16 protein-coding genes and 2 tRNA genes are annotated in these 24,940 nt (G+C 63.2%); 5 read left to right on the top strand and 13 right to left on the bottom strand.

Translation table 11 applies throughout. The features are described 5' to 3' along the window. Window positions 1–141 precede the first annotated feature (141 nt). Entirely contained in the window at window positions 142–1,011 is an 870-nt protein-coding gene (locus tag NZ993_07430; protein MCS7155620.1) for a DMT family transporter, read from the top strand. A 1-nt stretch (window position 1,012) separates the two neighbouring features. Here NZ993_07430 and ugpC read toward each other — a convergent pair whose 3' ends face one another. Continuing rightward, window positions 1,013–2,125, bottom strand: coding sequence for a sn-glycerol-3-phosphate ABC transporter ATP-binding protein UgpC (gene ugpC / locus NZ993_07425; protein MCS7155619.1), 1,113 nt, complete (start codon window positions 2,123–2,125; stop codon window positions 1,013–1,015). Between the two features lie 117 nt (window positions 2,126–2,242). On the opposite strand from ugpC, the gene NZ993_07420 reads away from it, so the two are divergent. Beyond that, on the top strand, window positions 2,243–3,208 hold the full coding sequence (locus NZ993_07420; protein ID MCS7155618.1) for a phosphoribosylaminoimidazolesuccinocarboxamide synthase: 966 nt from the start codon (window positions 2,243–2,245) through the stop codon (window positions 3,206–3,208). A gap of 10 nt (window positions 3,209–3,218) precedes the next feature. On the opposite strand, the gene NZ993_07415 is transcribed toward NZ993_07420, so the two are convergent. The 4 genes from NZ993_07415 to NZ993_07400 all read right to left on the bottom strand — a co-directional run bounded on the left by NZ993_07415 (window position 3,219) and on the right by NZ993_07400 (window position 9,969). Next, on the bottom strand, window positions 3,219–3,452 hold the full coding sequence (locus NZ993_07415; GenBank protein ID MCS7155617.1) for a hypothetical protein: 234 nt from the start codon (window positions 3,450–3,452) through the stop codon (window positions 3,219–3,221). Between the two features lie 367 nt (window positions 3,453–3,819). Further along, complete coding sequence (gene pta, locus NZ993_07410; protein ID MCS7155616.1) at window positions 3,820–4,812, bottom strand: phosphate acetyltransferase; 993 nt, start codon at window positions 4,810–4,812, stop codon at window positions 3,820–3,822. A gap of 37 nt (window positions 4,813–4,849) precedes the next feature. Continuing rightward, entirely contained in the window at window positions 4,850–7,447 is a 2,598-nt protein-coding gene (locus NZ993_07405; GenBank protein ID MCS7155615.1) for a M14 family metallopeptidase, read from the bottom strand. Between the two features lie 77 nt (window positions 7,448–7,524). Then, window positions 7,525–9,969: a cation-transporting P-type ATPase gene (locus NZ993_07400; GenBank protein MCS7155614.1), complete on the bottom strand. Its 2,445-nt coding sequence runs from the start codon at window positions 9,967–9,969 to the stop codon at window positions 7,525–7,527. Between the two features lie 118 nt (window positions 9,970–10,087). Between NZ993_07400 and NZ993_07395 the strand changes: the two genes are divergently transcribed. Both NZ993_07395 and NZ993_07390 read left to right on the top strand, forming a co-directional pair. Beyond that, window positions 10,088–10,164, top strand: a tRNA-Arg gene (locus tag NZ993_07395). A 101-nt stretch (window positions 10,165–10,265) separates the two neighbouring features. Further along, window positions 10,266–11,477: a hemolysin family protein gene (locus NZ993_07390; GenBank protein MCS7155613.1), complete on the top strand. Its 1,212-nt coding sequence runs from the start codon at window positions 10,266–10,268 to the stop codon at window positions 11,475–11,477. On the opposite strand, the gene NZ993_07385 is transcribed toward NZ993_07390, so the two are convergent. The 4 genes from NZ993_07385 to NZ993_07370 all read right to left on the bottom strand — a co-directional run bounded on the left by NZ993_07385 (window position 11,432) and on the right by NZ993_07370 (window position 15,133). Next, on the bottom strand, window positions 11,432–11,962 hold the full coding sequence (locus tag NZ993_07385) for a hypothetical protein (GenBank protein MCS7155612.1): 531 nt from the start codon (window positions 11,960–11,962) through the stop codon (window positions 11,432–11,434). The two genes, NZ993_07390 and NZ993_07385, sit on opposite strands and share 46 nt — an antisense overlap. A gap of 7 nt (window positions 11,963–11,969) precedes the next feature. Further along, window positions 11,970–14,012: an NAD-dependent DNA ligase LigA gene (gene ligA / locus NZ993_07380; protein ID MCS7155611.1), complete on the bottom strand. Its 2,043-nt coding sequence runs from the start codon at window positions 14,010–14,012 to the stop codon at window positions 11,970–11,972. Beyond that, complete coding sequence (locus NZ993_07375; protein ID MCS7155610.1) at window positions 13,942–14,877, bottom strand: helix-turn-helix domain-containing protein; 936 nt, start codon at window positions 14,875–14,877, stop codon at window positions 13,942–13,944. The genes ligA and NZ993_07375 overlap by 71 nt, the downstream gene beginning before the upstream one ends. 182 nt (window positions 14,878–15,059) lie before the next feature. Then, window positions 15,060–15,133: transfer RNA gene (locus tag NZ993_07370), tRNA-Arg, on the bottom strand. Window positions 15,134–15,257: 124 nt separating this feature from the next. Here NZ993_07370 and NZ993_07365 point away from each other — a divergent pair. Then, entirely contained in the window at window positions 15,258–16,049 is a 792-nt protein-coding gene (locus NZ993_07365; protein ID MCS7155609.1) for a tRNA (adenine-N1)-methyltransferase, read from the top strand. On the opposite strand, the gene NZ993_07360 is transcribed toward NZ993_07365, so the two are convergent. The 4 genes from NZ993_07360 to NZ993_07345 all read right to left on the bottom strand — a co-directional run bounded on the left by NZ993_07360 (window position 16,021) and on the right by NZ993_07345 (window position 24,865). After that, window positions 16,021–16,980, bottom strand: a complete 960-nt coding sequence (locus NZ993_07360) for a YpdA family putative bacillithiol disulfide reductase (protein MCS7155608.1) — start codon at window positions 16,978–16,980, stop codon at window positions 16,021–16,023. The genes NZ993_07365 and NZ993_07360 overlap by 29 nt on opposite strands. A 7-nt stretch (window positions 16,981–16,987) precedes the next feature. Then, a complete protein-coding gene (locus NZ993_07355) occupies window positions 16,988–19,321 on the bottom strand; it encodes a DNA internalization-related competence protein ComEC/Rec2 (GenBank protein ID MCS7155607.1) in 2,334 nt (777 codons plus the stop codon). 68 nt (window positions 19,322–19,389) lie between these two features. Beyond that, window positions 19,390–21,525 (bottom strand): M28 family peptidase, encoded by a 2,136-nt coding sequence (locus tag NZ993_07350; GenBank protein MCS7155606.1) that lies wholly within the window; start codon window positions 21,523–21,525, stop codon window positions 19,390–19,392. A 97-nt stretch (window positions 21,526–21,622) separates the two neighbouring features. After that, a complete protein-coding gene (locus tag NZ993_07345) occupies window positions 21,623–24,865 on the bottom strand; it encodes a glycosyl hydrolase (protein MCS7155605.1) in 3,243 nt (1,080 codons plus the stop codon). Between the last annotated feature and the right edge of the window lie 75 nt (window positions 24,866–24,940).

The raw sequence follows: 24,940 nt of genomic DNA, 5'->3' as shown, positions 1-24,940 counted from the left end.
ACTTACGGGCCGCTTCTCCTTACAGGAGCGTCGGATTTGACGAACTCTGCTGCGGAAACTGAGTCCAAGACGGACGCCCCTTTCGCCTCGCTTGAAGAGCTTAGGCGCCGCCCCAGACCGAGCCCTCTCGTCCCAGCCTGGATGGGGGTGGGATTCGTGGTCCTGATCTGGGGGCTCAACTTCACCGTCGTAAAGACCGCTTTGCGCGAGGTGCCCCCTTTCTGGTTCAACGCCCTGCGCTTTACGCTCGCCTTCGGCGCCCTGTGGGGAGGGTGGGTCCTGGGGGCGCCCAAGCCGCTAGAGGGCTTGAGGGCCAGCGGAGAACGGGCTCTGGGTCCGCTCTTCGGCTTGGGGCTCATTGGCCATGGCCTCTATCAGGTGTGCTTTATCGTGGGCTTAGCCCGCTCTACCGCGGGCAGCGCGGCTATCGTGTTATCCGGCACCCCTTTGTGGACGGCCCTTCTGGCGCACCTCTTCGGGCAGGAGCGGCTTCGGCTGCGATCCCTTTTGGGTATGCTGCTGGCCTTTAGCGGGGTTGTGCTCGTAGTGATCTTTGGCGGCCGTCAGGTCTCCCTGGGTGCGGATGCGCTCTGGGGCAACCTGCTGATCGTGGGCGCCTCTTGCTGTTGGGCCGCCTACACGGTGCTCTCTCGGCCTCTGGTGAGGCGCATAGGCCCCTTGGAGGTCACGCTCTGGAGTATGGCGCCGGCTCTGCCTTTGCTGTGGTCTTTGGTGGCGTTGGAGCCCATGCCTCGGTGGGAGCGGTTGTCCGTATGGGCTTGGTTGGGACTGCTATACTCCGGGCTGTTAGCCATAGCGCTTTCCTACGTATTGTGGGCGCACTCGATTCGGCGCATCGGGGCCGCCCGAACAGCTGTATACGGTAATCTTGTACCCGTTATCGCCGCCTCCGCGGGCGTGATTTTGCTTCAGGAGCCTCTGCACGTCTACCAGATGGTGGGCGGCCTCGTTGTCCTTGTGGGCGTGTATCTCGTACAACGCCGCCTTTAGATCAAGCGGCCTCGCGTCGACCGCCATGCCCCAAGGCCTTGCCTGTAGCCGCTGCAAACAGGTGCAGATGCTCCGGATCGGGCCAAAGCCACACGATTTGGCCAGGTTCTACGTCGCGCTCGGATGTGGTCCTTAGGGTGATCCGGCCGGCTTCGGTGCGCACGTACAGCAGAGCCTCGCTCCCCGTGAGCTCGCACATCTCCACCAGTCCCGCTAACGCGCCCTCGGAGCGGGCCTCTTCGGAGAGGCCCCAATGTTCGGGCCGTACCCCGAGCACGACTCGTTCTGGAGGGTCGGAGAGGGTCATGGCCTCCGGAAGCCGAACCCGCAACGGGCCTGCGTCGCTCTCAAAAATCCAGCCTTGCTCCCTACGCAGGCGTCCGGTAAAGAGATTCATGGGCGGGCTTCCGATGAAGCCGGCCACGAACAAGTTGGCGGGATACCGGTATAGCCTCATAGGAGTGTCGATTTGCTGAATTTCGCCTCGGTTCAGCACCACGATCCGATCCCCCATCGTCATGGCTTCCACTTGATCATGCGTCACGTACAGGATCGTGGCCTCTAGCTCCCGGTGTAGCCGCAGCAGCTCGGCGCGCGTTTGCACGCGCATTTGGGCGTCCAGGTTAGAAAGGGGCTCGTCAAACAGGAACACCTTCGGTCGCCGCACGATCGCCCGGCCCAAGGCCACGCGCTGCCGCTGGCCTCCGGAGAGCTCACGTGGCTTGCGATGCAGCAGCTCAGCAAGGCCTAGCATGGCCGCCGCGGCCTGCACCCGGCGCTCGATTTCCTCCTTGGGCAGGCGGCGCAACCGCAGCCCGAAGGCCATGTTCTCGTAGACGCTCATGTGCGGATATAGGGCGTAGCTCTGAAAGACCATCGCGATATCGCGCGCTTTGGGAGGGACGTCGTTGACCCGGACTCCGTCGATGTACAAGTTGCCCGATGTGATCTCCTCTAGCCCGGCGATCATGCGCAAAAGGGTCGTTTTGCCGCATCCCGAGGGGCCGACGAGCACCACAAACTCCCGGTCTTGGACCTCGAAACTTACTTCGCGCACGGCTACTTGGCCGCTTGCGTAAACCTTGGAGACCCGCTCTAGCACCAGATGCGCCATGTGCAGGTTGCCTCCTCTGCGCAAACCCGGACGGTCAACGGGGAAGTTACACTTTTTTAAAGCAGGAGCCAATTCGGGTTTGATCCGAAAGCCGGCCGGGCCGAATCTTTGCGGACGATGATCGACTGGGAACGCGCGCTACGGACTACCGTTCTTCAGACGCATTTTCCCTGGGGGGAACGGCGTCAGGGCAAGGTGCGCGACACATATGCCCTGGACGACTGGCTTATTCTGGTCACCACGGATCGCGTCTCCGCTTTCGATTACGTCTTTCCGGAGCCCATACCCTTAAAAGGCCAGGTGCTTACGGGGCTTACGGCCTATTTTTTAGAGGCCAGCCGCCATATCGCCCCCAATCACCTGGTGGCCATGCCAGATCCTAACGTGCTCATCGCACGCCGGACCCGCCCCTATCCGGTCGAGATCATCGTGCGCGGCTATCTTGCTGGGCATGCCTGGCGCATCTACGCTAGCGGGATCCGGGAGCTGTGCGGCGTGCGCTTGCCGGAGGGCTTGCATGCTTATGAGGCGCTGCCGGAGCCCATTGTGACACCCACCACGAAAGCCATAACGGGCCATGATCAGGACATGAGCCCCCGACAGCTCATCGAGCGAGGGCTTGTGCCGGCCCACGTATACGAGCAGATGGAGGCCATAGCGCTCGCCCTGTACCGACATGGGGCCGCCTTGGCCGCCGCGCGAGGGCTTATCCTAGCGGATACCAAGTACGAATTCGGGGATTGGCACGGTCGGCTGCTGCTGATCGATGAGCTTCACACGCCGGACTCCTCACGCTACTTCTTCATCGAGGACTACGAAACCGCGCTGCGCCGCGGCCGCCCCCCTCGACAGCTTTCCAAGGAGTTTTTGCGTGAATACCTCCTAGAGCAGGGCTTTCGGGGTGATCCGGATCAAGCTCCCCCTCCGCTTCCTGAAAGCCTGCGGCTAGAGCTGGCGCGGCGCTACGTGGAACTCTACGAGCTCCTCACGGCTCAGCGCTTCATGCCCGCCTATGACGAGGCCCCCTTAGATCGCATCTACCGGCGCGTCTGCGACTGGCTCCGGAACCAGGGGCTCGCCTAGGGTCCTGCTCCTATAGCTCATACAGGTCCGGTCGGCGATTGGCCCAAGGGTCGTTTAGTGCGGTGATCCGCTTATCCCGGGCCAGCATGGGATCAATCCCCGTTCTAAACAGACCCGTATCGCGGCGACCTACCGCCAGCAACAGGTTGCCAGAAGGGTTTACGAGCTGACTTTTCCCGTAAACCGAAGCATCTCGTGGCCATCGGATTCGGCCCCCCATCGATTGGCTCTCGTAGCGGATCATCACCTCCAGTCGGAAGCATCCCAGGTCGTAAACCTGTAGAGGCCCCTCGCTTGGTGTAAGGTCTCCGGGGACCCGCGATAAGGGCGCTGTTGTAGAGCCGTCCACTTGCGCGTTCGGCTATTCCCGCCACCGCCACAAGCCCCTGGGCGCCACGCCCATGTGAGCACAGCCCGGCTAATGGGGCCCTCTAGAAGGGGTTCGGCCTCTTTACGGCTGCTGAAGCAATATCCAGAGGCGAGAAAAGCTCCGACAGCACGAGCGGGTCAAAATGTTCGTATTCGCGCAGCAGCTCGTCGACACACTCTAGGTTGGCCGCTATGTCCACATAATGGGGCCTTATATTGCAGAGGGCCGACGCGCACAGGTCCTACCTTGAAAGGAGGAGGCTTTTTACCGAACAGATCGCCACCACGTCTGCGATGTCCTCGGCGCTGGCCCCTCGCGAAAGGTCATTGACGGGCTTAGCCGCACCCTGCAAGATGGGCCCTAACGCCCGCGCGCCCGCCAGGCGCTCTGTGATCTTGTAGGCGATGTTGCCCGCATCCAAATTCGGGAAGATCAGCACATTTGCCCTTCCCGCTACGGGGCTTTCTGGCGCCTTTCTTGAGGCCACCTCCGGCACGTAGGCCGCGTCGAATTGCAACTCCCCGTCCACGCACAGATCCGGCCGCAACTGCCGCACAAACTCCGCAGCTTGCCGCACCTTGCTTACCGATTCGTGTTCTGCGCTGCCTTTGGTGGAAAACGACAGCATAGCGATCCGTGGCTCCTCTCCCGTAAGAAGCCGGTGCATAGCCGCGCTGTCGATGGCGATCTGGGCCAGCTGATCGGCCGTGGGATAGGGCACCACCCCGCAATCGGCATATGTCAGGGCTTGCCCCGTGGGTAAGAGCATTAGAAAGCTGCTCGACAGAAGCGATGATCCGGGGGCGAGTCCGATCACGCGCATTACGGCCCGCAGCACGGCAGCCGTTGTGTGCACGGCGCCCGCTACGAGCCCGTCAACCTCTCCCGAGCGTAGCATAAGGGCGCCGAAATAAAGCGGCTCCTTGGCTAGCCGGTAAGCCTCCTCTTTTGTCATGCCCTTGCTCTTGCGTAACCGATAGAGCTCCTCGGCGTACTCGGAGAGCCGATCCGAGTGCTCTGGAAATACTATTGGGACCCCCTCCAAGATCAGTCCAAGTTTCTGTGCCGAGGCTTGTATGCGTTCTGGATCCCCCAGCAGAATGGGCCGTGCTAGTTGGTTTTCTAAAATAAGTTGTACTGCTTTCAAGGTTCGCGCTTCTTCTCCTTCCGGTAGTACGATGCGCTGTTTGAGTTTTTGGGCTTGCTTGTGAATTTTTTTCAGTGTTTTGTTCATTGCAATAACGGAAAATTGCGTTTGCCCTCTGCCCTGTCTAGCTTATGGCATACAGCAGGCTGTTGAACAGGAGCTTAAAGGTCGCATGCGGCTGGCCGCGAAATTGCACCCCGAAGCCTAACAGTACGTAACGACCCTGACCTTGCTTAACCTCCACCACCGCAGCCTTGCCTTGTAGGTGCTGTTCGCCTAGAAGCCAACCGCTTTGTAATAACGGAATACGAGGATACACCCCCACCACGGTCGCCCCGTCCCGGCTCTGTCCGGGTTCTAGGTTCGCCTCCCCTGGCTGACGCTCCCCAGTACGAGCTCGCCACACGAAAGCCTGGCTGTTGATAAAGTAAGCCGCCGTCTCCGGGGGCATCCCCCAGGCGATTGGATGCCGCACGTCTAGGTAGAGGCGCAGGACCGAACCCGGACAGTAAAACTCCTCTCGACGCAACCCCTCCAGCCCGGAGGCTACGGGCACATCAAAGTATCGCATCACGGTCTGCGCCGCCTCATCCAGTGCGATCAAGGTCCCCCCTTCCCGAACAAAGGCGCGCAGGGCGGCCAAGCCCGCATCCCCCAGACCCCCCGTATATTCCTCGGGCATGGTGCCGGGCTCAAAACCCCGAACCAGATGGGCTACCCCCTCCGAGGGCAGGATGATCGCATCCAACTGCGCGCGCAGGTTGCCGTTTCGGATATCCTGATCCCGCAACACACGATACGCAAACCCGTACTGCTCCAGCAGCCAGCGCGTCCAGCCAGCATCCATGCTCGGCCGCCAAGGCTCGTAAATACCCACACGCACCCGACGCAGAGCTCGAGCCCCCCCAGGGAGCGCATTTGTGCGCACCCCTTGAGCGCCTTCGGCCGTGATCTGACGCAAAAAGCGCTCCCCGGCGGACCCTTGAAGATCTACGAAAACCGTTCCGGGCCCATACGCAGAGCCTAGAGCCGAGACCGCTTCGGCGCTGCGATACACCCGCAGTCCCGCCTCCAAGGCCCGGTTTAACCAGCGAAAACTGTCATTAGAACGCGGACTAAAGGCCACATAACGTCCATCGCCTTGAATAGAGGCGGGGGGTTTTATTTCATTTTCAATAACGGATATTTTGGGCGGCTCCCAGTGCCCCTCGATCCGCTCCACGCGTACGCCCATCGTGCTCGGCAGCGTCCAACCGGCGATATCATAAGGCGGCTCCGGAGGCTGACCCGGCCGTCGGATATCCGTATACACCTGCGGCTCAAGCAGATCGCGCGCGTATGCCTGAAAGGCCTGCGCGGCCGGAACGATGTACGCGCCCGCCGGATACCGCCGCCCATCGGCTTCAAAAGGCGCATCGGCCCGCCACACCTCTAAACCCCCACGCCATAGCACGTTTACAAGCGCCACCGCAGCCGACGGATCCCACTGGTCCGGCGGGATCACCCATGCTTTGGGAGAGCCCATCCGGCCCCGCTCGATCGCCTCCCGCCCCATCTGATAGAGGTTCCATAGCAACTCTTCCCGATATCGGGAGGCCACATCCAGGGTCGCCATCGAGGTCTCAAAGATGTACTCCACTGCGTCGCGCAGCCGCCACCACCCCCCTAGCCAGGGCATGGGATAGTCCGTCGTAGGCACGCGTGTCGGAAGCCCCCCCGCAAACGTATCGGGTAGCTCATCCGGCGCGTAGTAGCGCGGTGTGGCATAGCGGTACAGAGCCGTCTCCGTAAGGAGCCCGATCATGTTGTGAAAATACGGAACCGTGCGCATCCCCCCATTCCACCAGGTCGAAAACACGCGCCGAGAGACCACCCCCGCCTTACCCTTCTGCTCCAGGCGCGTCGCCATAGCGTTGCCCACAAGCGTGATACCCCGCATGATCAGAGGATGGATGTTCGGGTTGCTCGGATCGGCAAACGGCGGCACGAAGATCCGAGCCGGGAACGGAGCCACCTGATGATGATTGAGCACGATCTGCGGAAACCACTCACGATACAAAACCCGGCTTACGGCCTGCGTCTCCGGCTGCGTCTGCATGTACCAGTCGCGGTTGTTGTCGTGCCCCACGTATTTGTGATAAAGCCATGGCAGCGGGCTCGTCTCAAAGGGCGTTCCCAGATGGCGACGATACCAGGTCACGACCGTATCGAGCCCATCGGGGTTCATGCAGGGCATAAGCAGCAGGATCGTCTCGCGCCGAATGCGCTGCGTCTCCGGGCTTTCGTCCGTGGCCAAATAGTAGGCCAGCTCCGGTGCATGCTGCGCAGGGGCGACCTCGGTCGCATGCAGGCCGTTGTCGATCCAGACAATGGCGCGGCCCTCGCGCGCAAGGCGCCGGGCTTCCTCCTCGGAAAGACGCGCCTTGGCCAACTGCTCCGATATGCGGCGGTAGCGCTCTCGTTGCCGCAGGTTTTCCGCATCGGAGATGAGCAGCAACATCATAGGCCGGCCCATGGCCGAGCGGCCGATCTCAAGCATCTCCACCCGCTCTGAGGCCGCATCCAGAGCTCGGTAGTAGCGCAGAAGCGTAGCGTAATCAGCCAACTGAAAATCCGCTCCGGGCCGAAAGCCCAACACGGCCTCTGGCCTGGGCACAGGCTGAGCCCCAGCGACGGAAGCAAGCCAAAGCCCCAGGATCGAGCCCCATAAGGCGCGTCTCATAAAGCAAACCTCCTCGTTTGAACGCCCCCAGAATTTAGCCCGCCGCGTGTTTCCGAGCACGGTCCAAGACGAAGCTGTTACGGGTTTTTTACCGCTGGCCATAGCCGGCGATCTAGGGCCTCCGCAACAAGCCATACCCCCAACGCGCAACCCAGAAGCAGCCCCCAAAGAGGAGCGTCTATGGGGGTAGCGGACACAAAAGCGGGCATCCAGACGCCCACGGCTAGCTGCAAGGCTATGCCCAGGGCCACGGCCCCGTGCAGGTATGCGTTGGGAAGCGGCCTCTGGTCTGTATGCCGGGCCGCGTAGGCGAAAAACAGCTGGCCAACGGCCATGAAGTGAAATACGGTTGTTCGGGCTTTGTCAAGATCCGTCCGCATGGGCAACAACAGCAAAAGCAGCAGCGCTACGGTCGCCTTCAATAGGCCGGTGAGCACGACGAAACGCAAAGAGGGCCCGTCCAGCAGAGGACTTTGCGGCGATCGGGGCGGGCGCCCTAGCACGCCGGGATTGCGGTCCAGGGCCAGAGCCAAGGCCGGCAGGCCATCGGTGATTAAATTGATCCAAAGGATCTGCGCCGCGCTAAGGGGCAGAAGCAGATGCCCGGCCGCATCCCGCAGACCCATAAGGGCGGCCAAGACCAACCCCACGGCCACAAGAAGGACTTCCGAGAGGTTGGTTGAAAAAAGAAAGCGAATGAACTTCTGGATGTTCTCGTAGATGCTGCGCCCCTCCTCGACCGCGGCCACGATGGTGGCGAAGTTGTCATCGAGGAGCACTAGGTCCGCCACCTCACGGGACACATCCGAGCCCCGTTGCCCCATGGCCACTCCGACGTCGGCTCGTTTGAGGGCCGGAGCGTCGTTTACCCCGTCGCCGGTCATGGCCACCACCTCTCCGGCCTCTTGAAACGCGCGCACGATGCGGAGTTTATCCTCCGGCCGCACCCGGGCGAAAACGTCCACCGAAAGCAGCTCCGCATCCGAAAGCCGCTCCAGCTCCGGGCCCGTGACCACGACCTCGGCCCGCATTCCCAGTCTGCGCGCAACGGCCAGGGCTGTAGCCGGATGATCGCCCGTGATCATCACGACCCGCACCCCGGCCTGTTGGATGCGCCGGATCGCCTCCGGCACCTCTGCTCGGGGTGGATCGAGCAGCAGCGCAAAGCCCAAAAAGCGTAGCTCCCCTTCTTGCTCCCCCGGTCCGTGCGCAAAGCCCAGTACGCGGAACCCCTCTTCGGCGTAGCGCTCCGCTTGGTGTAGCAGCTCCTGCTGCTCCGATGCCGGAAGGGCCAAACGGGGGATCAGGGCCTCAGGGGCCCCTTTGAGAAAGCTTCCGGAGGGCGTGCTGACGCGCATGAACTTCCAGGTGCTATCAAAAGGGCGCTCCGAGAGGCGCGGGTTTTCGCGGCGCACCCGTTCCACATCCAGCCGCTGGGCCGCGTACCGCAGCAGCCCTAGCTCCAGCGGATCGCCGGCGCCCGTTCTGAGGTCGGCGTCGTTGCATACGACCATCGCCAGCAACGCGCCCTCTGGATCGGGTCCGACAACGGATTCAACGTCCATGCGGTTTTCCGTAAGGGTGCCCGTTTTGTCCGTGGCGATGACCGTAACGCTTCCCAAGGCCTCTACGGCGGCAAGACGACGGACCACGGCCTTGCGGCGGGCCATGCGTTCTACGCCCAAAGCCAAGGTCAGGCTCAGCACAGCCGGTAGCCCCTCCGGCACCGCGGCCACGGCCAAGGCTACGGCGAACAGGATCACACGCCCGGAAAAGCCCTCCACAAGGAGCCCAAGCCCCACGAGGCCCAAAGCCAAGACCAGCACCCAACGCGCCACCCGGCCTCCGAAGGCCGCAAGCCGACGCTCTAATGGGGTCTGCTCCTCCTGCATTTCGCTTAGGGCGCTCGCTATACGGCCCATGGCGCTTCTCGGCCCGGTGCGGCTCACCTCTAGCAGGGCTCGGCCCCTCACAAGCAGGGTGCCGGCGTATAGCTCCTCGCCGGCCCCCTTGTCCTGCGGCACGCTTTCGCCCGTTAGCAGGCTTTCGTCCACGAGCAGCCCATGGGCCTCTAGGAGCGATCCGTCCGCCGGCACGCGGTCTCCGGCCTCTAGCCGCACCACATCGCCCGGGACCAATTGTCGGCTCGGAATCCTCGTGAAACGGCCATCCCGAAGCACCCACACCGAGGGCTCCGCGAGGGCCTTAAGGCGCCTGAGCGCCTGCTCAGAGCGCTTCTCCTGCAGCACCCCCAGAGCCGTATTCAAGAGCAGAATGGCCAAGATGGCCAGCGATTCCAGGGGCAGCTCGCGCCCTCCCTCATAGAGCCAAATCGCCCCGTCTATGAATAGGGCCAATAGCAGAATGTAAACTAGGGGGCTACGGATCTGACGCCCCAGGCGCTCCCAGAGGGGCTCTGGCGGCCTCTCCGGAAGCGCATTAGGGCCGTAAACCTCCAGGCGTCTTTGCGCCTCAGAGCCGCTGAGCCCCGTCGGCGACACGGTTGTGTCGAGCTCTCCCATAAGCCAAACGTGGCAAAGCTGGCACGCGCCCGAGCCAATAGGCAAGTTCCGCTCTTGTGCCTCGCATGGAGCCTTTATTACCTTTAAAGGGCATCACGCTTGTGTCGTGAACGCAAACGCGCGCGTAGCTCAACTGGATAGAGCAGCGGACTTCGGATCCGCCGGTTGGGGGTTCGAATCCCTCCGCGCGCGCCACTTCCTCACCGCGCATCGAAAGCGCCTCTCAGGCAGCGAAGTAGCGCATCTTTTCCAGGTGCGCTAAATTCTCGGCGCAAAGTCGGCTACCCGACAACACCGTGGACCCCGAAGAACACGCCAGTTGGTCCTGGATCTGGGGGGGGATACTGGTCCTCGCCGGAGCGGGCGCTTATTTTGGCGCGCTGCAATGGCGGCGTGGCGTGCATCCGGCGGAGGAGTCCGAGGGCCCCTTGGCCCTTTTGGGGGCCCTTTCGGCGGCGATCGCCCAGAGCGTTGCCGCGGCCGCTTTGGTGCTCGGCTGGTGGTGGATCACGGAACCCCTGCCCCGGGCCTGGCAGCCGGTCTGCTTTTTGGGGCTTCTGGGAGCGCTAAGCTATGTGGACTGGCGGGCCCGGCGTCCGGCACCTAGCCTGTGGAGGCACATTGGATTGGGGGTTGCGCTCGCCTTCTTGCCCTTAGCTTGGGTGCTCTCTCCGCTGGTGCGGACGCTAGAGCGAACCCTGCAAAGGCACATGAGCCCTCGGCAGCCGGCTCAGATGCCCCAGCCTGAGACCGCATCGGCTCGTGATCCGGAGCAAGCGGAGCTCATCACCGGACTGCTGGAGTTTCGAGGCAAGACAGCGCGCGATGTGCTCGTATCACGTCTAGACATGGCGGCCGTCCCCGCTACGGCCTCCTGGGAAACGGTGCGTCAACTCATTGAGGAAACCGGATATTCTCGCATTCCCGTCTATGGAGAATCCCCAGACGAGATCCTGGGCGTTTTGTACGCTAAAGACCTGCTCGAACTTCTGCAGCAGAGTCCGCCGGATCCTCCATCTTGGATTCAGATGGTTCGTCCTGCTCTGTTCGTGCCCCCCAGTACGGGCCTTGAGGAACTGTTGCGGCTGTTTCAGCAGCGACGCCAGCACATGGCCATCGTGGTCGACGAATTCGGGGGGACCCTGGGGCTAGTAACGCTACGGGACGTAATCGATGAGATCATCGGAGAGCCCCAGGAGGAGCAAACCGTTCCCAGTCCGCAAGCGTTGGGGCCTGGGGAGTACCGTCTAGACGGCCGCACGCGACTGGAGGACCTGGAACAGCTTCTTGGTCGCCGTCTCGGGCCGGAGGAGCCCGCCTTAGAGACCGTGGCGGGACTTATCTTGTATCACGCCGGCAGGGTGCCCGCGGCGGGGGATACACTGCTTATCGACCGGTTTCGCTTCGTTATCGAGGAGGCCACCTCGCATCGGATCCTGCGGTTGCGGGTTCAGCGCTTGGATCAAGCGGAGCCCACCCCCCCAAACCCTCGAACCCAATCCGCATAACGGGCCATTTGTCTTGTGACGTGCTCGGGATCGTCTTCACGGATCTGCCATACGAGATCGACTACCTCCTCCAGCGCGGGCGTCGACAGGGCGACCCGCCAGAGAGCGCCGGATCGAAGCAGGGCTTCGGCCGCGGCTGGAGAAACCGAGGGCTCCAAGCAGATACCCCATCGGGAGGCCGAGGCCTCGAGCCAACGGAGCGCCTCATCGCCCAGCCCCCCATCCCAACACCGCTGCTGCGGCGGAAGCACGTAGCGCTCAAAACTCGAGGGCGGAGGTTTCGATCGAGCCTCATTCTGCAAAATGAGCCAGCGCTGTCCTCCTGCTCCCCATCGCCTCGCTAGGGCCTCCAGATGGGGCCGCAGCAGACCGAACTGCTCGGCCGTCAACACCCAAAGCACTAGCGGTGGGGGATGGGGGGCGCGATAGCCGGGAAGAAGACGCCGAAGGCGGCGCCAGGCCCACCGGATACGCAGACGGTGCATGTCAGAACTACGCTTTTTGGGATTCAGCCTCCTGCAGAAGCCGCAAGAAGGCGGCCTCATCCAGTAGAGGAATCCCCAGCCGACGAGCCTTGTCGAGCTTGGAGCCGGGATCCGCACCTATGACGAGATAGTTCGTGTGCGCGCTAACGGAATCCGTCACGCGCGCTCCTAGTTGCTCCAATCGGGCCTTGGCCTCGGCGCGGGTCATGGCCTCGAGGGCGCCCGTGAGCACAAAGGTCTTGCCCTTTAGGGGAGCGTCTGCGCGGGGGCCTTGGTGCTCTAGCCGCAGCCCGGCCGCCCGGAGCCGCTCGATAAGGTCCTGGTTATGAGGATCATCCAAGAAAGCCCGCACCGCCTGGGCTACCGTGGGGCCTACGCCGGGCACCTGCATGAGCTGCTCCAACGAGGTTTGCCGAATGCGGTCCATGGACCCCAAATGTTCGGCTAGAGCCCGCGCGGTGACCAATCCCACATGTCGGATCCCCAGGGCGTACAAAACGCGCTCAAAGGGGCGCTGCCGCGATCGGGCGATCGCTTGCATGAGGTTTTCGGCCGATTTCGGCCCCATGCGCTCCAGGCGCGCGACCGCATCAGCCCGCAGCTTGTATAGATCGGCCGCGTCGCGCACGAGGTTCGCCGAAACCAGCGCGTCCACAAGGCGCTCGCCCAGGCCCTCGATGTCCATGGCGTCGCGGGAGGCGAAGTGTCGGATGCGCTCCCGCACCTGGGCCGAGCAAGAGGCGTTGGGACAGTAATAGCGCACCTCTCCCTCCGGCCGCACCAGTTGGGCCCCGCAGACGGGACACTGAGAGGGCATCCGAAACGGGACGGCCTCCGGGGGACGGCGCTCGCGGATTACCCCGACAACCTGCGGAATGATCTCGCCGGCTTTTTCAACGATGACCCAGTCCCCGACCCGGATGTCTTTGCGGTGGATCTCGTCCTCGTTGTGCAGCGAGGCCCGCGAGACCGTCGTTCCAGACAGCACCACGGGCTCTAGCTCCGCTACCGGAGTCACGATGCCTGTTCGGCCCACCTGGAGGGTGATCTCACGCAGACGCGTTATAGCCTGATCCGGCGGATACTTGAAGGCGATCGCCCAGCGCGGGCTTTTGGCCGTCTCCCCCAGCAACGGATGCAGGGCCAGCTGGTTGACCTTCACCACCACGCCGTCGATATCGTATTCGAGCTCGTGTCGGGCCTCGTGCCAGCGCCGGATAAAGGCCAAGACCTCGTCCATGTCGCGCGCATGTTGGGCATGGGGGTTTACCGGAAAACCGCGTTCCCGCAGCCATCCGAGCGCCTCCCAATGCGTGGACAGCCCGAGCTCAGGGGCGCGCAGATAGTAGGCGAAAAAGCGCAGCCGCCTGCGGGCCACTTCGCGGCTATCCTGCAGCTTGAGCGTGCCCGCGGTGGCGTTGCGGGGGTTCATAAAGACGCGTTCGCCGGCCGCTTCGCGTTCCTCGTTAAGCCGGGCGAAGTCCTGACGGCGCATATATATTTCTCCGCGCACCTCGAAGCGATCGGGGATAGGCCTCGGACCGCGAACGCGCAGCGGGATATCGTGAATCGTGCGTAGGTTGACCGTGATCTCCTCACCCAGCATTCCATCTCCACGCGTGGCCCCGTACTGCAATAGCCCATCGGCGTAGAGCAAGCTGACGGCCACTCCGTCGATTTTGAGTTCCACCACGTAGTCGTACGCGCGTCCCTCCAGCAGCTCGCGCACGCGCCGGTCGAAATCGCGCAGCTCTTCCTCCGAGTACGTGTTGTCCAGGCTGAGCATGGGCACTTCGTGCCGGATGACCGGAAACTCCTTCGTGATCTGACCTCCCACGCGTTGACTAGGAGAGTCCGGGGTGAGGAACTGAGGAAAGGCGCGCTCAAGAGCCAAGAGCCGGCTCATGAGCCGGTCGTACTCGTAGTCCGTGATCTCCGGCTCGCCGTGCACGTAATAGAGCTCGTTATGCCGCTCGATTTCACGGCGGAGGCGTTCGATCTCGGCTCGAGCCTCCTCCGGTGTGAGGGCTAGAGGGGAAAAGTCGCTCATGATCGGCCAGCCACATCAGCAGCTGCTTTCGGGTAAAACGTACCCACGTGTAGTCTAGCGTATCGGGAAATTCCCGATAGGATCGGTTTAAAATCCACAGCCGCAGCCGGCTCACGGGCCCTCGCAAGGCGAAGGAATCTCGAGCGTAGAAGGTGCGCCGCTGTCCGCGCTCGATCCAGTAGCGCACCGAGGACCCGTTGTCTAATCGGACCCGTATGGGATCCAGGGGCCCAGAAGCGGCCTCTATGGTGAAGAACAGGGTATCCGGCAAGGCAACGGAGCCGGTTGCACTTTCCTCGCCCCCTCGCGGAGTGAAACGCTCCGGTTGCACCTCCGCCCGGGCCATGTCGGGGGGAGCGATCGCCTCCTGTTGCCGCCAACTCCAGGCGGCGTACAGAAGAGCCCCCAGGGCAAAGAATCCAAACAGAGTGGCCATTCCGCCTAGTAACCGCCCTACTCGGATGCGAGCGGCGGAGATGTCGGCCTGAAGTATGGAAGCCGTGAGCACCCGAGGGGGCTTGGGGAGAGCTTGCTCCTGCATTGAGGCTTGGATTTCGGCCTCAAGCTCCTCTGCTTCTAGAGCGCGCCCCAGATAGCGGTGTCCTAAGCTACCCCGATAGGCGCCCGCTTGATGGGCGCATACAGCCTGCCAAAGGTGGGCGAAATCTAACCCAAGTGCCTGTGCATAAGCCCGATAAAGTCCGCGCTGATGGGCGACGGAAAACCCGCGCTCATGCAGGCATCCGGCCTCCATGGCCGCAAGAACGTCGCGCCCAATTCGGGTGCTGGCTTCTATATCGGCCAAGGAGAGCTGACGTGCCGTCCGAATCGCGATGAGGTCTTCTTGTAGGCATGCAGTGGCCATTTCGTTCCGGTCCCCTCCTCCGGCTTGCGGCCCAATCCCGTTGCAAAACGTAACCCAAATCGACAAGAAAGGCAAGTAAACTATCTATGAGCTCCGCTGAGTCGGTGGGATACGACCGCAAATAGGGGGATTCCCCTCCGGGAATCGCGCAGAGGGGGAGCTGGGAGGAGGGCATCCTGTCGTACCCCGGGCAGGACTTGAACCTGCGACCAACGGTTTAGGAAACCGCTGCTCTATCCAGCTGAGCTACCGGGGCATTTGCGTGGGAAAAATATCCGTTTTCCCGTGTCCTCCTGTCAAGGGGCTCAAAAGACGATTGGCAAATCCGCCTCCCTGGACCGCAAATTCGCAGGACGCCTCTTCGATCGTTTTTGAAAGCCATGGAGCGTCGGTTTGTCGCCGGTGACCTGGTTTTGCTTATCGCCCCGGATCAAACCACACACATAGTGCGGCTGGAGGCCGGCAAACAGCTGAGCACGCACCACGGGGTTTTAGCCCACGAGGCCATCATCGGCCTGTCTTCGGGTTCGGTGGTGCGCACCCACAAGGGGGCTCCGTATTGGGTCCTGGAGCCGAGCACGGCGGATCTCATGCAGCATCTGCGGCGCCGCACCCAGATCATCTACCCCAAAGACGCGGCCTACATTCTACTGCGGCTCAACGTGCAGCCGGGTGCTCGGGTCATCGAGGCGGGAACCGGCAGCGGCGCCCTGACCTTGGCCCTGGCTCGGGCTGTAGGGCCTTCGGGATGCGTGTACTCCTATGAGCGCCGGCCCGAGCATCAGGCCCTGGCCCGGGAAAACCTCGCCGCGCTTGGGCTTGCGGATCGCATCGTGTGGCGCGTGCGGGACATCGCCGAGGGCTTCTGCGAAACGGATGTAGATGCGCTGTTTTTGGACGTGCGCTCCCCCTGGGAGTACCTCCCCCAGGTTCGGGCCGCGCTGCGGGCGGGCAGCTTTTTTGGGGCGATTCTGCCCACGGCCAATCAGGTGAGCCTGCTTTTGGAGGCGCTTCGGGCGCACGGCTTTCGCTTTGTTGAAGTAGAAGAGCTGCTCTTACGACCCTACAAGGCCGTCTCCGATCGGCTGCGGCCCGCAGATCGCATGGTCGCGCATACGGGTTATTTGATCTTTGCGCGCCCGATCACAAAAGCCGCCGAATGTGCTCCATGACTTGCACGGCGTGGCCGCGACTGTTTTCGATGAACCACTGGTTCGTGCGCAACCCCCCTAGCACAACCCCAGCTAAGTAGATCCCCTTGCGGTTGGTCTCAAGCGTCTCGGGATCGTATACGGGGGTCCGATATGGATCGTCTTGAATCGCCACACCGGCTTGCTCCAGAAACGCATAGTCGGGCTCATGCCCCGTAAGGGCGAGCACGAAATCGGCCCGCACGGCCTTGCGTCCCTCCGGCGTGCGCAACCAGACGCGCTCCGGCTCGATCGCCTCCACAGAGGTGTCGAAGAAGGCCCGGATTTGCCCTTGCGCGATCCGGTTTCGGATGTCGGGCAGAAGCCAATACTTGACGCTCTCCCGAAAGTCCGGGCTGCGCACCGCCATCGTCACCCGGGCGCCGTGCCGATACAGATCCAAAGCCGCCTCCACGGCCGAGTTCTTGCCCCCCACCACCAACACGTCGCAGCCCGCGTAGGGATGGGCCTCCGTGTAGAAATGCTGCACATGGGGTAGCGTCTCCCCCGGTACGCGGAGCAGCCGGGGCCGAGCGAAAGCGCCAACGGCCAGCACGACTTTTGCTGTCTGATAGGTAGCCTTGTGGGTGTGCACCCGAAAGCGACCGTCTTGTCCCTCTACGGCCAAGACGGGCTCATAGGTATGGTAGTTGAGCCCGTAGTCGAGTACCAGGCGGCGATAGTAGGCGAGCGCCTCGGTGCGGGTGGGCTTATCTCCCGCTATGGTCATGGGAATACCCTGTAGCTCCAGTAGCTCCGGGGTCGAGAAAAAGCGCATATGCAGGGGATAGCGCCAAATAGAGGCCACGATAGGGCCCTTTTCGAGGACTAAATACGAGAGATCGCGCTTGCGGGCCTCGAAGGCGCAGTTGATCCCTATTGGCCCCCCGCCTACAATGACGACGTCGTACATGTTGGCTCTATCGGCTTATTAAACGCACCCGGCGGCCATCGGAGGCGAAGAGCGCAGCTCCCTGTGCGTCCGTGCGCCAGATGCGAGCCCCGGCCGCCCGCCAGCGCGCCAGCACCTCTGGATGGGGGTGTCCGAAGGGGTTGCGCCGACCCGCGGAGATCACCACCCAAGAGGGCCGGGTGGCCCGAATGAACGCCGTCTGGCTTGAGCTCTGGCCGCCGTGATGCGGAGCTTTGACGACGTCGACACGCAGGAAGTTTCCCCACCGCTCGAGCAGGCGGTTTTCCCCTTCGCGCTCCAAATCGCCAGCCCACAGGAAGCGGGTACGGCCATACTGCAAGAGCAACACAAAGGAGCGGTCGTTTTCCGCTAGCAGCGAATCCTCTGGGGCCGGATGGAGCAGGTAAAGGCGCAATCCGGGTTCGACATGGAGCGTATCCCCGGCGCCCCAGAACGAGCGCGCCTCTGGCCCCAGCAGGCGTCGCACGGGCAGGGCAGCCTCCAGCGCCGCTCGGCCTCCGGTGTGGTCAACGTGGGCATGCGAGAGCAGCAGCACATCTAGGCCTCGAACGTTCCAGCGCCGAAGCACGGGCAGTAACACCCGCCGTCCGGCATCCCACGTATCGGTCTTGGGGCCCGCGTCGAAAACGAGGGTGCGCCCTCCAGGGGTGCGCACCACGGTTGCATCGCCTTGGCCCACGTCCAAGAAGGCCACCTGTAGCTCAGGGCCCCTGATTAGCACCGTCGCACGCCCGACGGCGTAAGCCAAGCCCGCGGCGCAGAGGAGACGCCAAGCCCATCGGGATCTATGAGCCATCAGCACGGCCAGAACCGCAAGGGCGATCGCAGCCCACAGAAACCCGTTTTCGGGATGATAAAAGCTTGAGGCGAAGGGCCAAGAGGCCGCCCACCGGGAGCTATGCTCCAGCGCCGCCACCCCCCAAGCGGAGAGCGCTCCGGCCCAATGGGCCGGCTCAGACCATGGAAGCGCGGCCCCCACGATCACCCCGGCGCCCGCCCCGAAGGCGATCCACGTAGCCGGAATCGCCACGAGGTTGCTTACGGGGCCCACCCAGGAAAGCTGTCCGAAGTGCGCCACCAACACGGGCGCTGTGGTCAGCTGGGCCGCCAAGGAGGTCCACACCATGTCCCCGAGTGGTCTAGCCCACACCGCCCACCGATCCCGCCGGGTCCAGGTCTGTAGCAGAGGGGTCAGGTGCACCAACCCCAACATGGCGGAAAAAGAAAGCTGCCAGCTGGGATCCCATAGGTCCGTGGGTCGCCACCATAGGCTCAACAGGGCCGCAACCCCGAGCGTGTTCAGGCCGGTCCAGGGGCGCTCCAGGCATTCGGCCAGCAGCACGACCGCTGTCATGATCGCAGCGCGCACAATAGAGGGCTGAGCTCCCGTTACGGCCGCGTACAAGAGGACGGCGCCTATCACCAAGGCAGCCCGCAGAGGACGCCGCTCCGGTCTTCTGCCCGTATAGGCTCCCACTACCAAGTAGACCAGCCAGGCCAGCAGCGCCACGTTCATGCCCGATACGGCCAGCAGATGCAGCGTGCCGGCCCGCGCAAAGGCCTCCTCGAGTTCTTCATCAAGCTCACGCCGGTCCCCAAGCCAGATGGCAAGCAGTATCCCGCGGGCGGACTCCGGCACGTGGGCGCAAAAGGCCCCCCGAATCCAGCGGCGCACGCCCTGAAGGAGGGCCTCCGGAGGCGAACGATGCGATCCGAGCTGCACCAAGTCCCCTGCATGGCGCACGAACAAGACAGCATGTACGCGTTGGCGCGCTAGATGAGCCCGAAGGTCAAAGCCGCCGGGGTTGCGGCCAGAAGGCGGAACCTCAAGCAGGCCCTCCAGGGCCAGGCGATCGCCTGCGGCTAGCTGCGGCCACGCACCAGACGGACGGGCCGCAAGGCGCACCTGTACGTATCCCGTCACGAAGGTATCCAGGGGAAAGCGCAGGCGCTCCGCCTTAAGCCGGAAGCGCAGCAGGCCGGCACGTGTGGTATCCGGATCGGCCACGACGGTTCCTTCTAGGGCCACCTCCACGGAGCCATAGGCGCTAGCCAGAAGCCCTATGTCGCAAGCGGACACGTCCGTAAAGGATCGATACCGAAGGGCTCCGGCGCTTAGCAAAAGAAGGGCAAGAGAGCTCCAGAGGGGTATCCCGATCCAGCTCAGATGCGGCCAAAGGCGATAGCCCAGGTAGCTTAGCACAAGCCCCAGAGCCGCCTTGAGAGCGCAAATCCAGAAGAGCTCAGGATGAAGCTGAGGCGTGGCCGCCCCGATGCCGATCCCCGTCGCCAGCGCCAGCGCGGCCCATAGGGCCGGCATGGCGCGTCCTGCGCTTGTCCAAGGCGGCTGCATGGTCCGATGGCAGGACGCAAGGCCGCCTCGGCGTGTTACAAGGACGATCCCGAGGGCCTGGTGGGCCGGCGGCTTTGGCCAGCCGGCTCAAGCCGGATCAGGCCCGTCCGGGCGGCGCCCTCTAAGTAGGCGCGCACGGCCTCCGGTCGCACAGATCCATAATAATGAGCGCCCGCCTCGCGCGCCTCTGCGGCGACAAATCGGAAGATATCCAGCCCCGTGCGGCGGCCGTCTACGGCATTAAGCGTCTCAAAGGCCATCAGCCCGTGCAGACCGGGCACGGAGGGAAGTTGGGCGCGCTTTTCCAAAAATTCCCGCGGCCCTCCGAGGAGCACGGGCCGCATAGCGGCCAGGGCCTGTTCGGCTTCCGAGAGCGCGGGCTCCGGAGGCGTGCCGCGTCGGCCCGTGCGGACCCGATAAGCCCTCTCAAGCTCCGCCCGCAGCGCGGCGGCCCGGCGTTCTAGCTCCGACAGGGCCCCTGAGACGAGCCCCTCCAGATCCGGGCCGATCTGCGCAATCGAGCTTACGGCCATGCGCTCCCGCTCTAGGGCGTAATCCAGCTGCCAGCGCGCACGCCAGTAGGCTTCATCCGGGTTCGGCTCACGGGCGATCCAGAGCAAGCCCAGGCGCAAGTTGCGGGCGAGCCGCTCGGCGCCCCTGCCGATGGTCTCGGACAGGTAGACTAGCGCGTTCTCGGGCTTGACCGAGGCCATGGCGTAGGCGATGAGCGCGCCGGCCAGGGCGTTTCGGCCTAGTTGCGTTCGGTCGATGTTCCAGAGGTCGTCGTCAGAGGTGTGGATGTAGTGATCGGGCCAGTTGGTAAACGTCACACCGGGCACGCCGATGGGGGCCTCGTTGAAGGTCATGTGGTCCGTGTTGTTGTGAAAGAAGATCATCTTCGCGTTGTATCGATGTCGGCTGCCCAGATGGGCTAGGTGGGGTATGGGATACAGCCCCTCGACGCCGGCCTGTTGTTGGGCCAGTTCGCTTGTGTTGGCCGCCACCACGAACTCCAGGGTGGCCTCCACCACGTCGTTATAGAAGTGAAAGCGCGTAGCCGGAAGCCGCGTGACGTTTTGCACGCGCAGCACATCTTGCCCCTGATGGGCGCCCACCATGTCGTGATTAAGGTTCACCCACATGCGGCGGTGCGCCTCGGGATGATCGGCGAAATACTGGCGCTGGCTCGAGATCTCCGTCACCCACCAGAAGCGCAGGTTGCGGCGCGGCCGCGGGATGCGCCCTTCTTGGATGAGCCGATTAAGAGCCCGCGCGATCTCCAGCAAGCTAGCGCAGCCAGAGGCGTCATCGTTGGCGGAGTATTTCTCCTCCTGCAGGTGAGCCGTGAGCACGACGTCCTGCGGCAGATCCGGCTCTGAGCCCCGGATATAGGCCTCGACCATGACCTGCCAGGGTGCGTCTCCCTGTGTGGAGCTGTAGGCTGCATCTACAAGGGCGCGCACGCGCAAGAGCCCCCGGCTGAGTCGGGCGCGCAGCTGTAGCCCCTGTCGCAGCGATAGCACGAAAGCGAAAGTACCTGAGGTGCCATCGGGTAAGTCCGTGGGCAGGCGAGTCCAGTTGATTTGGTCCGGATAGCTTATGTTGCGCTCAAGCGTGGGGTCGGGAAACCAAACCACCCCCAAAGCACCGCGCATGCGCACGGCCTCGCGCACCACGGCCGCCAGGGGTCCATGGGCGAGCACGATGCGGCCGCGCACCTCGCGTCCCTCGTAGTCTTGGGCTCTGGAGCCGGCGCCCACATCGACAAGCTCCGCCACAGTGTCGACTGAAGCGGAGTAATCGGCCAGGTGAAGTTGGCTCTGGAGGGTGCTCGCAACCCGCTCCGGAGCCGGCTCCAGGATCCAGAGTTCGGCTAGCCGGGCGTTCCAGGGGCGCCGCGAACCGTAAGGCTGGCGGATAACCCGGATGTTTTCCAGTCCGTACTCGCGGGCTTTTTGGGCTACATACTCGGCCACCTGCCATAGCCCGTCGGCCCCGCCGCCGGGCCGATGAAACTGGGTCATGTAACGGATGTGCTCATAGGCCGCATCCCCTGAAACCTCCTGCCAGATCCATCGCACCTGCTCCGGAGGAAGCAGGACAAACTCCTGCCCCGAGCCCCAGGTGGGCGCGGCCAAAACCCCAAGCCAGAGCCACAATCGGACGCGCATGGCCTTGCTTTCCTCTGTCTAGCCCTTTGCACGAGGGCCCCCTTACCCCTGAATACGCAGCTACGGGGGATAAAGGGGCCCCGTGCCGGGGTCAGCCCTAATTATTCGTGGCCGGAACTCGCGTCTGTAAGGCGGGGAGCTCCAGGTCGCGCACAAGCCGATTGAAGCGCGGCAGATCCTCCGAGACAACCGTCCTCAGCCGCGCCAGCTCTCGGTCCACGCGCCCGCTCAGGTCCCGGAATACCTCATACGTCTGCTGAGTGGGCCGCGCGTCGGCGCTTTGGATCACGTTTAGGAGCGCGGCCAGCTTGTTGTTGAGCTTAATGGGGTAGTTGAGCGCATCTTGCGAGGCCCGGATGCGGGTTTGAATGAGTTCCTCCTCAATGGCCGTAAGTTTGGCCGTGATCTCCCGCGCTAGCCCCTGCACCTCTTGAGCCCGAGGGTGGCCCTGAACGCGCCGTCCCCAAGCCTCCAGCTGCTGCCGCAGATCCCGGATTTGCAGGATAGCCTCGTGGGTCTCAGAGAGCTTATCCCGAACCTGCACATAGAGCCGGAACTGCTCTTCGAACTCCTCTTGCGTCGTGGGCAGGCGGGGGTCTTTGAGGAGCTCAAAGCTCTGCGTGTACGTGCGCCCGTCGACGGAGAGCTCCACCGTGTAGAGGCCCGGCACCGCTAGGGGTCCAGCCGTGGTGCCGGCCCAGAGCACAAGCCCGGGCAGCGTGCGCGCATCCGGATAGCGCAGGTTCCAGATAAAGCGATTTAGACCTGGCTCAGCCGGAAGACGCATCATACCCGCCGGTCCCCCTCCGGGGAAGCCCATCTCCTCGGTTCCCGTGGGCCCCGGGGCCGCCCCCTCGGAGCGCTCCGGAGCGCGCGAAGAGAAGCGACGCACAAGTTGCCCCCGGGCATCGCGGATCGTGAGCACCACTTCGCCCTGGGGGCGTTCCTTTAGGTAGTAGTAGATCACGGCCCCGTTCGGGGGGTTCTGGCCGGCTAGAAGCGCCCCGCCAGCGCCGCCGAAACCGCCTCCGCCCCGGAAGCGGACTGTTCGTTCGGGTTTAAACAAGTGGGCTGGAGCGGCGAACACCTCCGGTGTAAATTGACGCACGATACCCCAGTCATCCAGGATCCAAAACGAGCGGCCGTGCGTGCCCACGACCAGATCGTCGTCCTTGATGACGAGATCGTGAATGGGCACAACGGGCAGGTTGCCCTGCAGCCTGTGCCAGCGCCCCCCGTCGTCAAAGGAGACGTAGATGCCCGTTTCGGTTCCGGCCACAAGCAGGCCTCGCCGGACGGGATCGGCCCGGATGACGCGGGTAAAATCATCATCCGGAATGCCGTTCGTGATGCGGGTCCAGGTGCGACCGTAGTCGGTGGTTTTGTACAGGTACGGCCGGAAATCATCCAGCTTATAACGGGTGGCCGCTACATAAGCTGTGCCCGCATCGTGCGGTGACGGCTCGATAATGGAGATCAGCGCCCACTCCGGCAGATCCGGTGGGGTCACGTTCTGCCACGTCTTGCCCCCATCTCGGGAAACGTGGATGAGCCCGTCATCGGAGCCGGCCCACAGAACGCCCCGCTGTACGGGCGATTCGGCGAAGGCGAAGATCGTCCCGTAATATTCCACGCCCGTGTTATCCTTGGTGATCGGACCTCCGGAGGGCCCCATCTTGGTCGTGTCGTTGCGCGTAAGATCCGGGCTGATCGGCTCCCAAGAGTGGCCCTCGTTGGTGGATCGGAGGACCACTTGGGCCGTCACGTAGAGCACGTTTGGATCATGGGGGGAGATCACGATCGGGAACGTCCACTGAAAGCGATACTTCATGTCCTTGACCCCGGCGCCCATGGGATTATCGGGCCAGACGGTGATGTTTCGCACCTGCTTGGTCCGGTGATCATAGCGGGTAAGCAGCCCACCGTAGCTGCCGGCGAAAACCACATTCGGGTCATCAGGCCGCACGGCGATATAGCCCGACTCCCCCCCACCTACTTCGTACCAGTCGGCCTGTGTGATACTGCCCTCATCGGAACGACTGGGCACCGAAATCGTGGAGTTGTCCTGCTGCGCTCCGTAGACGCGATACGGAAACTGGTTGTCCGTAGTCACATGATAAAACTGCGCCGTGGGCTGGTTGTAAATGGAGGACCAGGTCTGCCCCCCGTCATAGGAGACACAGGCCCCTCCATCGTTGCCGTTGATCATGCGCTTCGGGTCAGCAGGGTCGATCCAGAGGTCATGACAGTCCCCATGGGGCACCCGAATTTGGGAAAAAGAGCGTCCTCCGTCGGTGGATTTCCAAAAGCCCACGTTGAGCACGTAGACCACGTCGGGGTTTTGCGAATCGGCGTAGACGTGCATGTAATACCAGGGCCGCTGCAAAAGCGGCGGATCGTTGTTGACGCGACGCCAGGTAGCCCCCGCGTCATCGGACCGGTACAGCCCTTTGCCCTCCCCCTCGGCCTCGATGAGGGCCCAGACGCGATCTGGGTTGGCCGGGCTCACGGCCAGCCCGATTCTGCCCTTTAGCCCCCGAGGCAGACCGGGGTTGTTGGTGATCTCCACCCAGGTGTCCCCCCCGTCGGTGGATTTAAAGATCCCCGAACCGGGGCCACCGCTTACGAACGTCCACGGATACCGCTGGGCCTCCCAGAGGGCGGCATACAGGATCCGAGGGTTTTTCGGATTGATGACCAGATCGATTGCGCCCGTGCGCTCATTGCGATACAGCACACGCTCCCAGCTCTTGCCGCCGTCCTTGGACCGGTAAACGCCGCGTTCCGGGTTGGGCCCGAAGGCGTGTCCGAAGGCGGCCACGTAAACGATATCGGGGTTTTGGGGATGTACGCGCACCCGGGCGATGTGTCGCGTTTCGGCTAGGCCCAGATGCCGCCACGTTTTGCCGGCGTCGGTGGACTTGTAGACCCCGTCGCCATGGGATACGTTGCCCCGGATGCAGGATTCTCCCATGCCGACGTAGATCACGTTCGGATCGGAGGGGGCGACCTCAATGGCCCCGACGGATCCCGTTTTAAAGAAGCCGTCTGAAATGTTGCGCCATGTATAGCCCCCGTCTGTGGTCTTCCAGACGCCCCCGCCTGTGGCGCCAAAGTAAAAGGTGAGCCGATCGGCGGGATCCCCTGTGACCGCGACCACACGCCCCCCTCGATGGGGTCCGATGAGCCGCCAGGGCAGCTTATTTAGCGCCGCCAAGTCGATCGCCGGAGCCGGGGGTGCGCCTTGCTGCGTTCGACGATCCCTTTGCGCATCGACCTGAGTGGCAGATAGGACCAAACAGGTTACCGCTACTACGAGATGCCCCCGTGTGCGCCGCATGGCCGACCTCCTTCCGCAAACAAACGCGATGCGATAAGGTACGCGCCAGGGCCAGAGCGCGCCACCGCTTACGAG

Source organism: Bacteroidota bacterium (assembly GCA_025059945.1).
GTDB lineage: Bacteria > Bacteroidota > Rhodothermia > JANXDC01 > JANXDC01 > JANXDC01.
The sequence above is the reverse complement of the archived record's forward strand: the minus strand, read 5'-3'. Positions and strand labels throughout refer to the sequence as shown.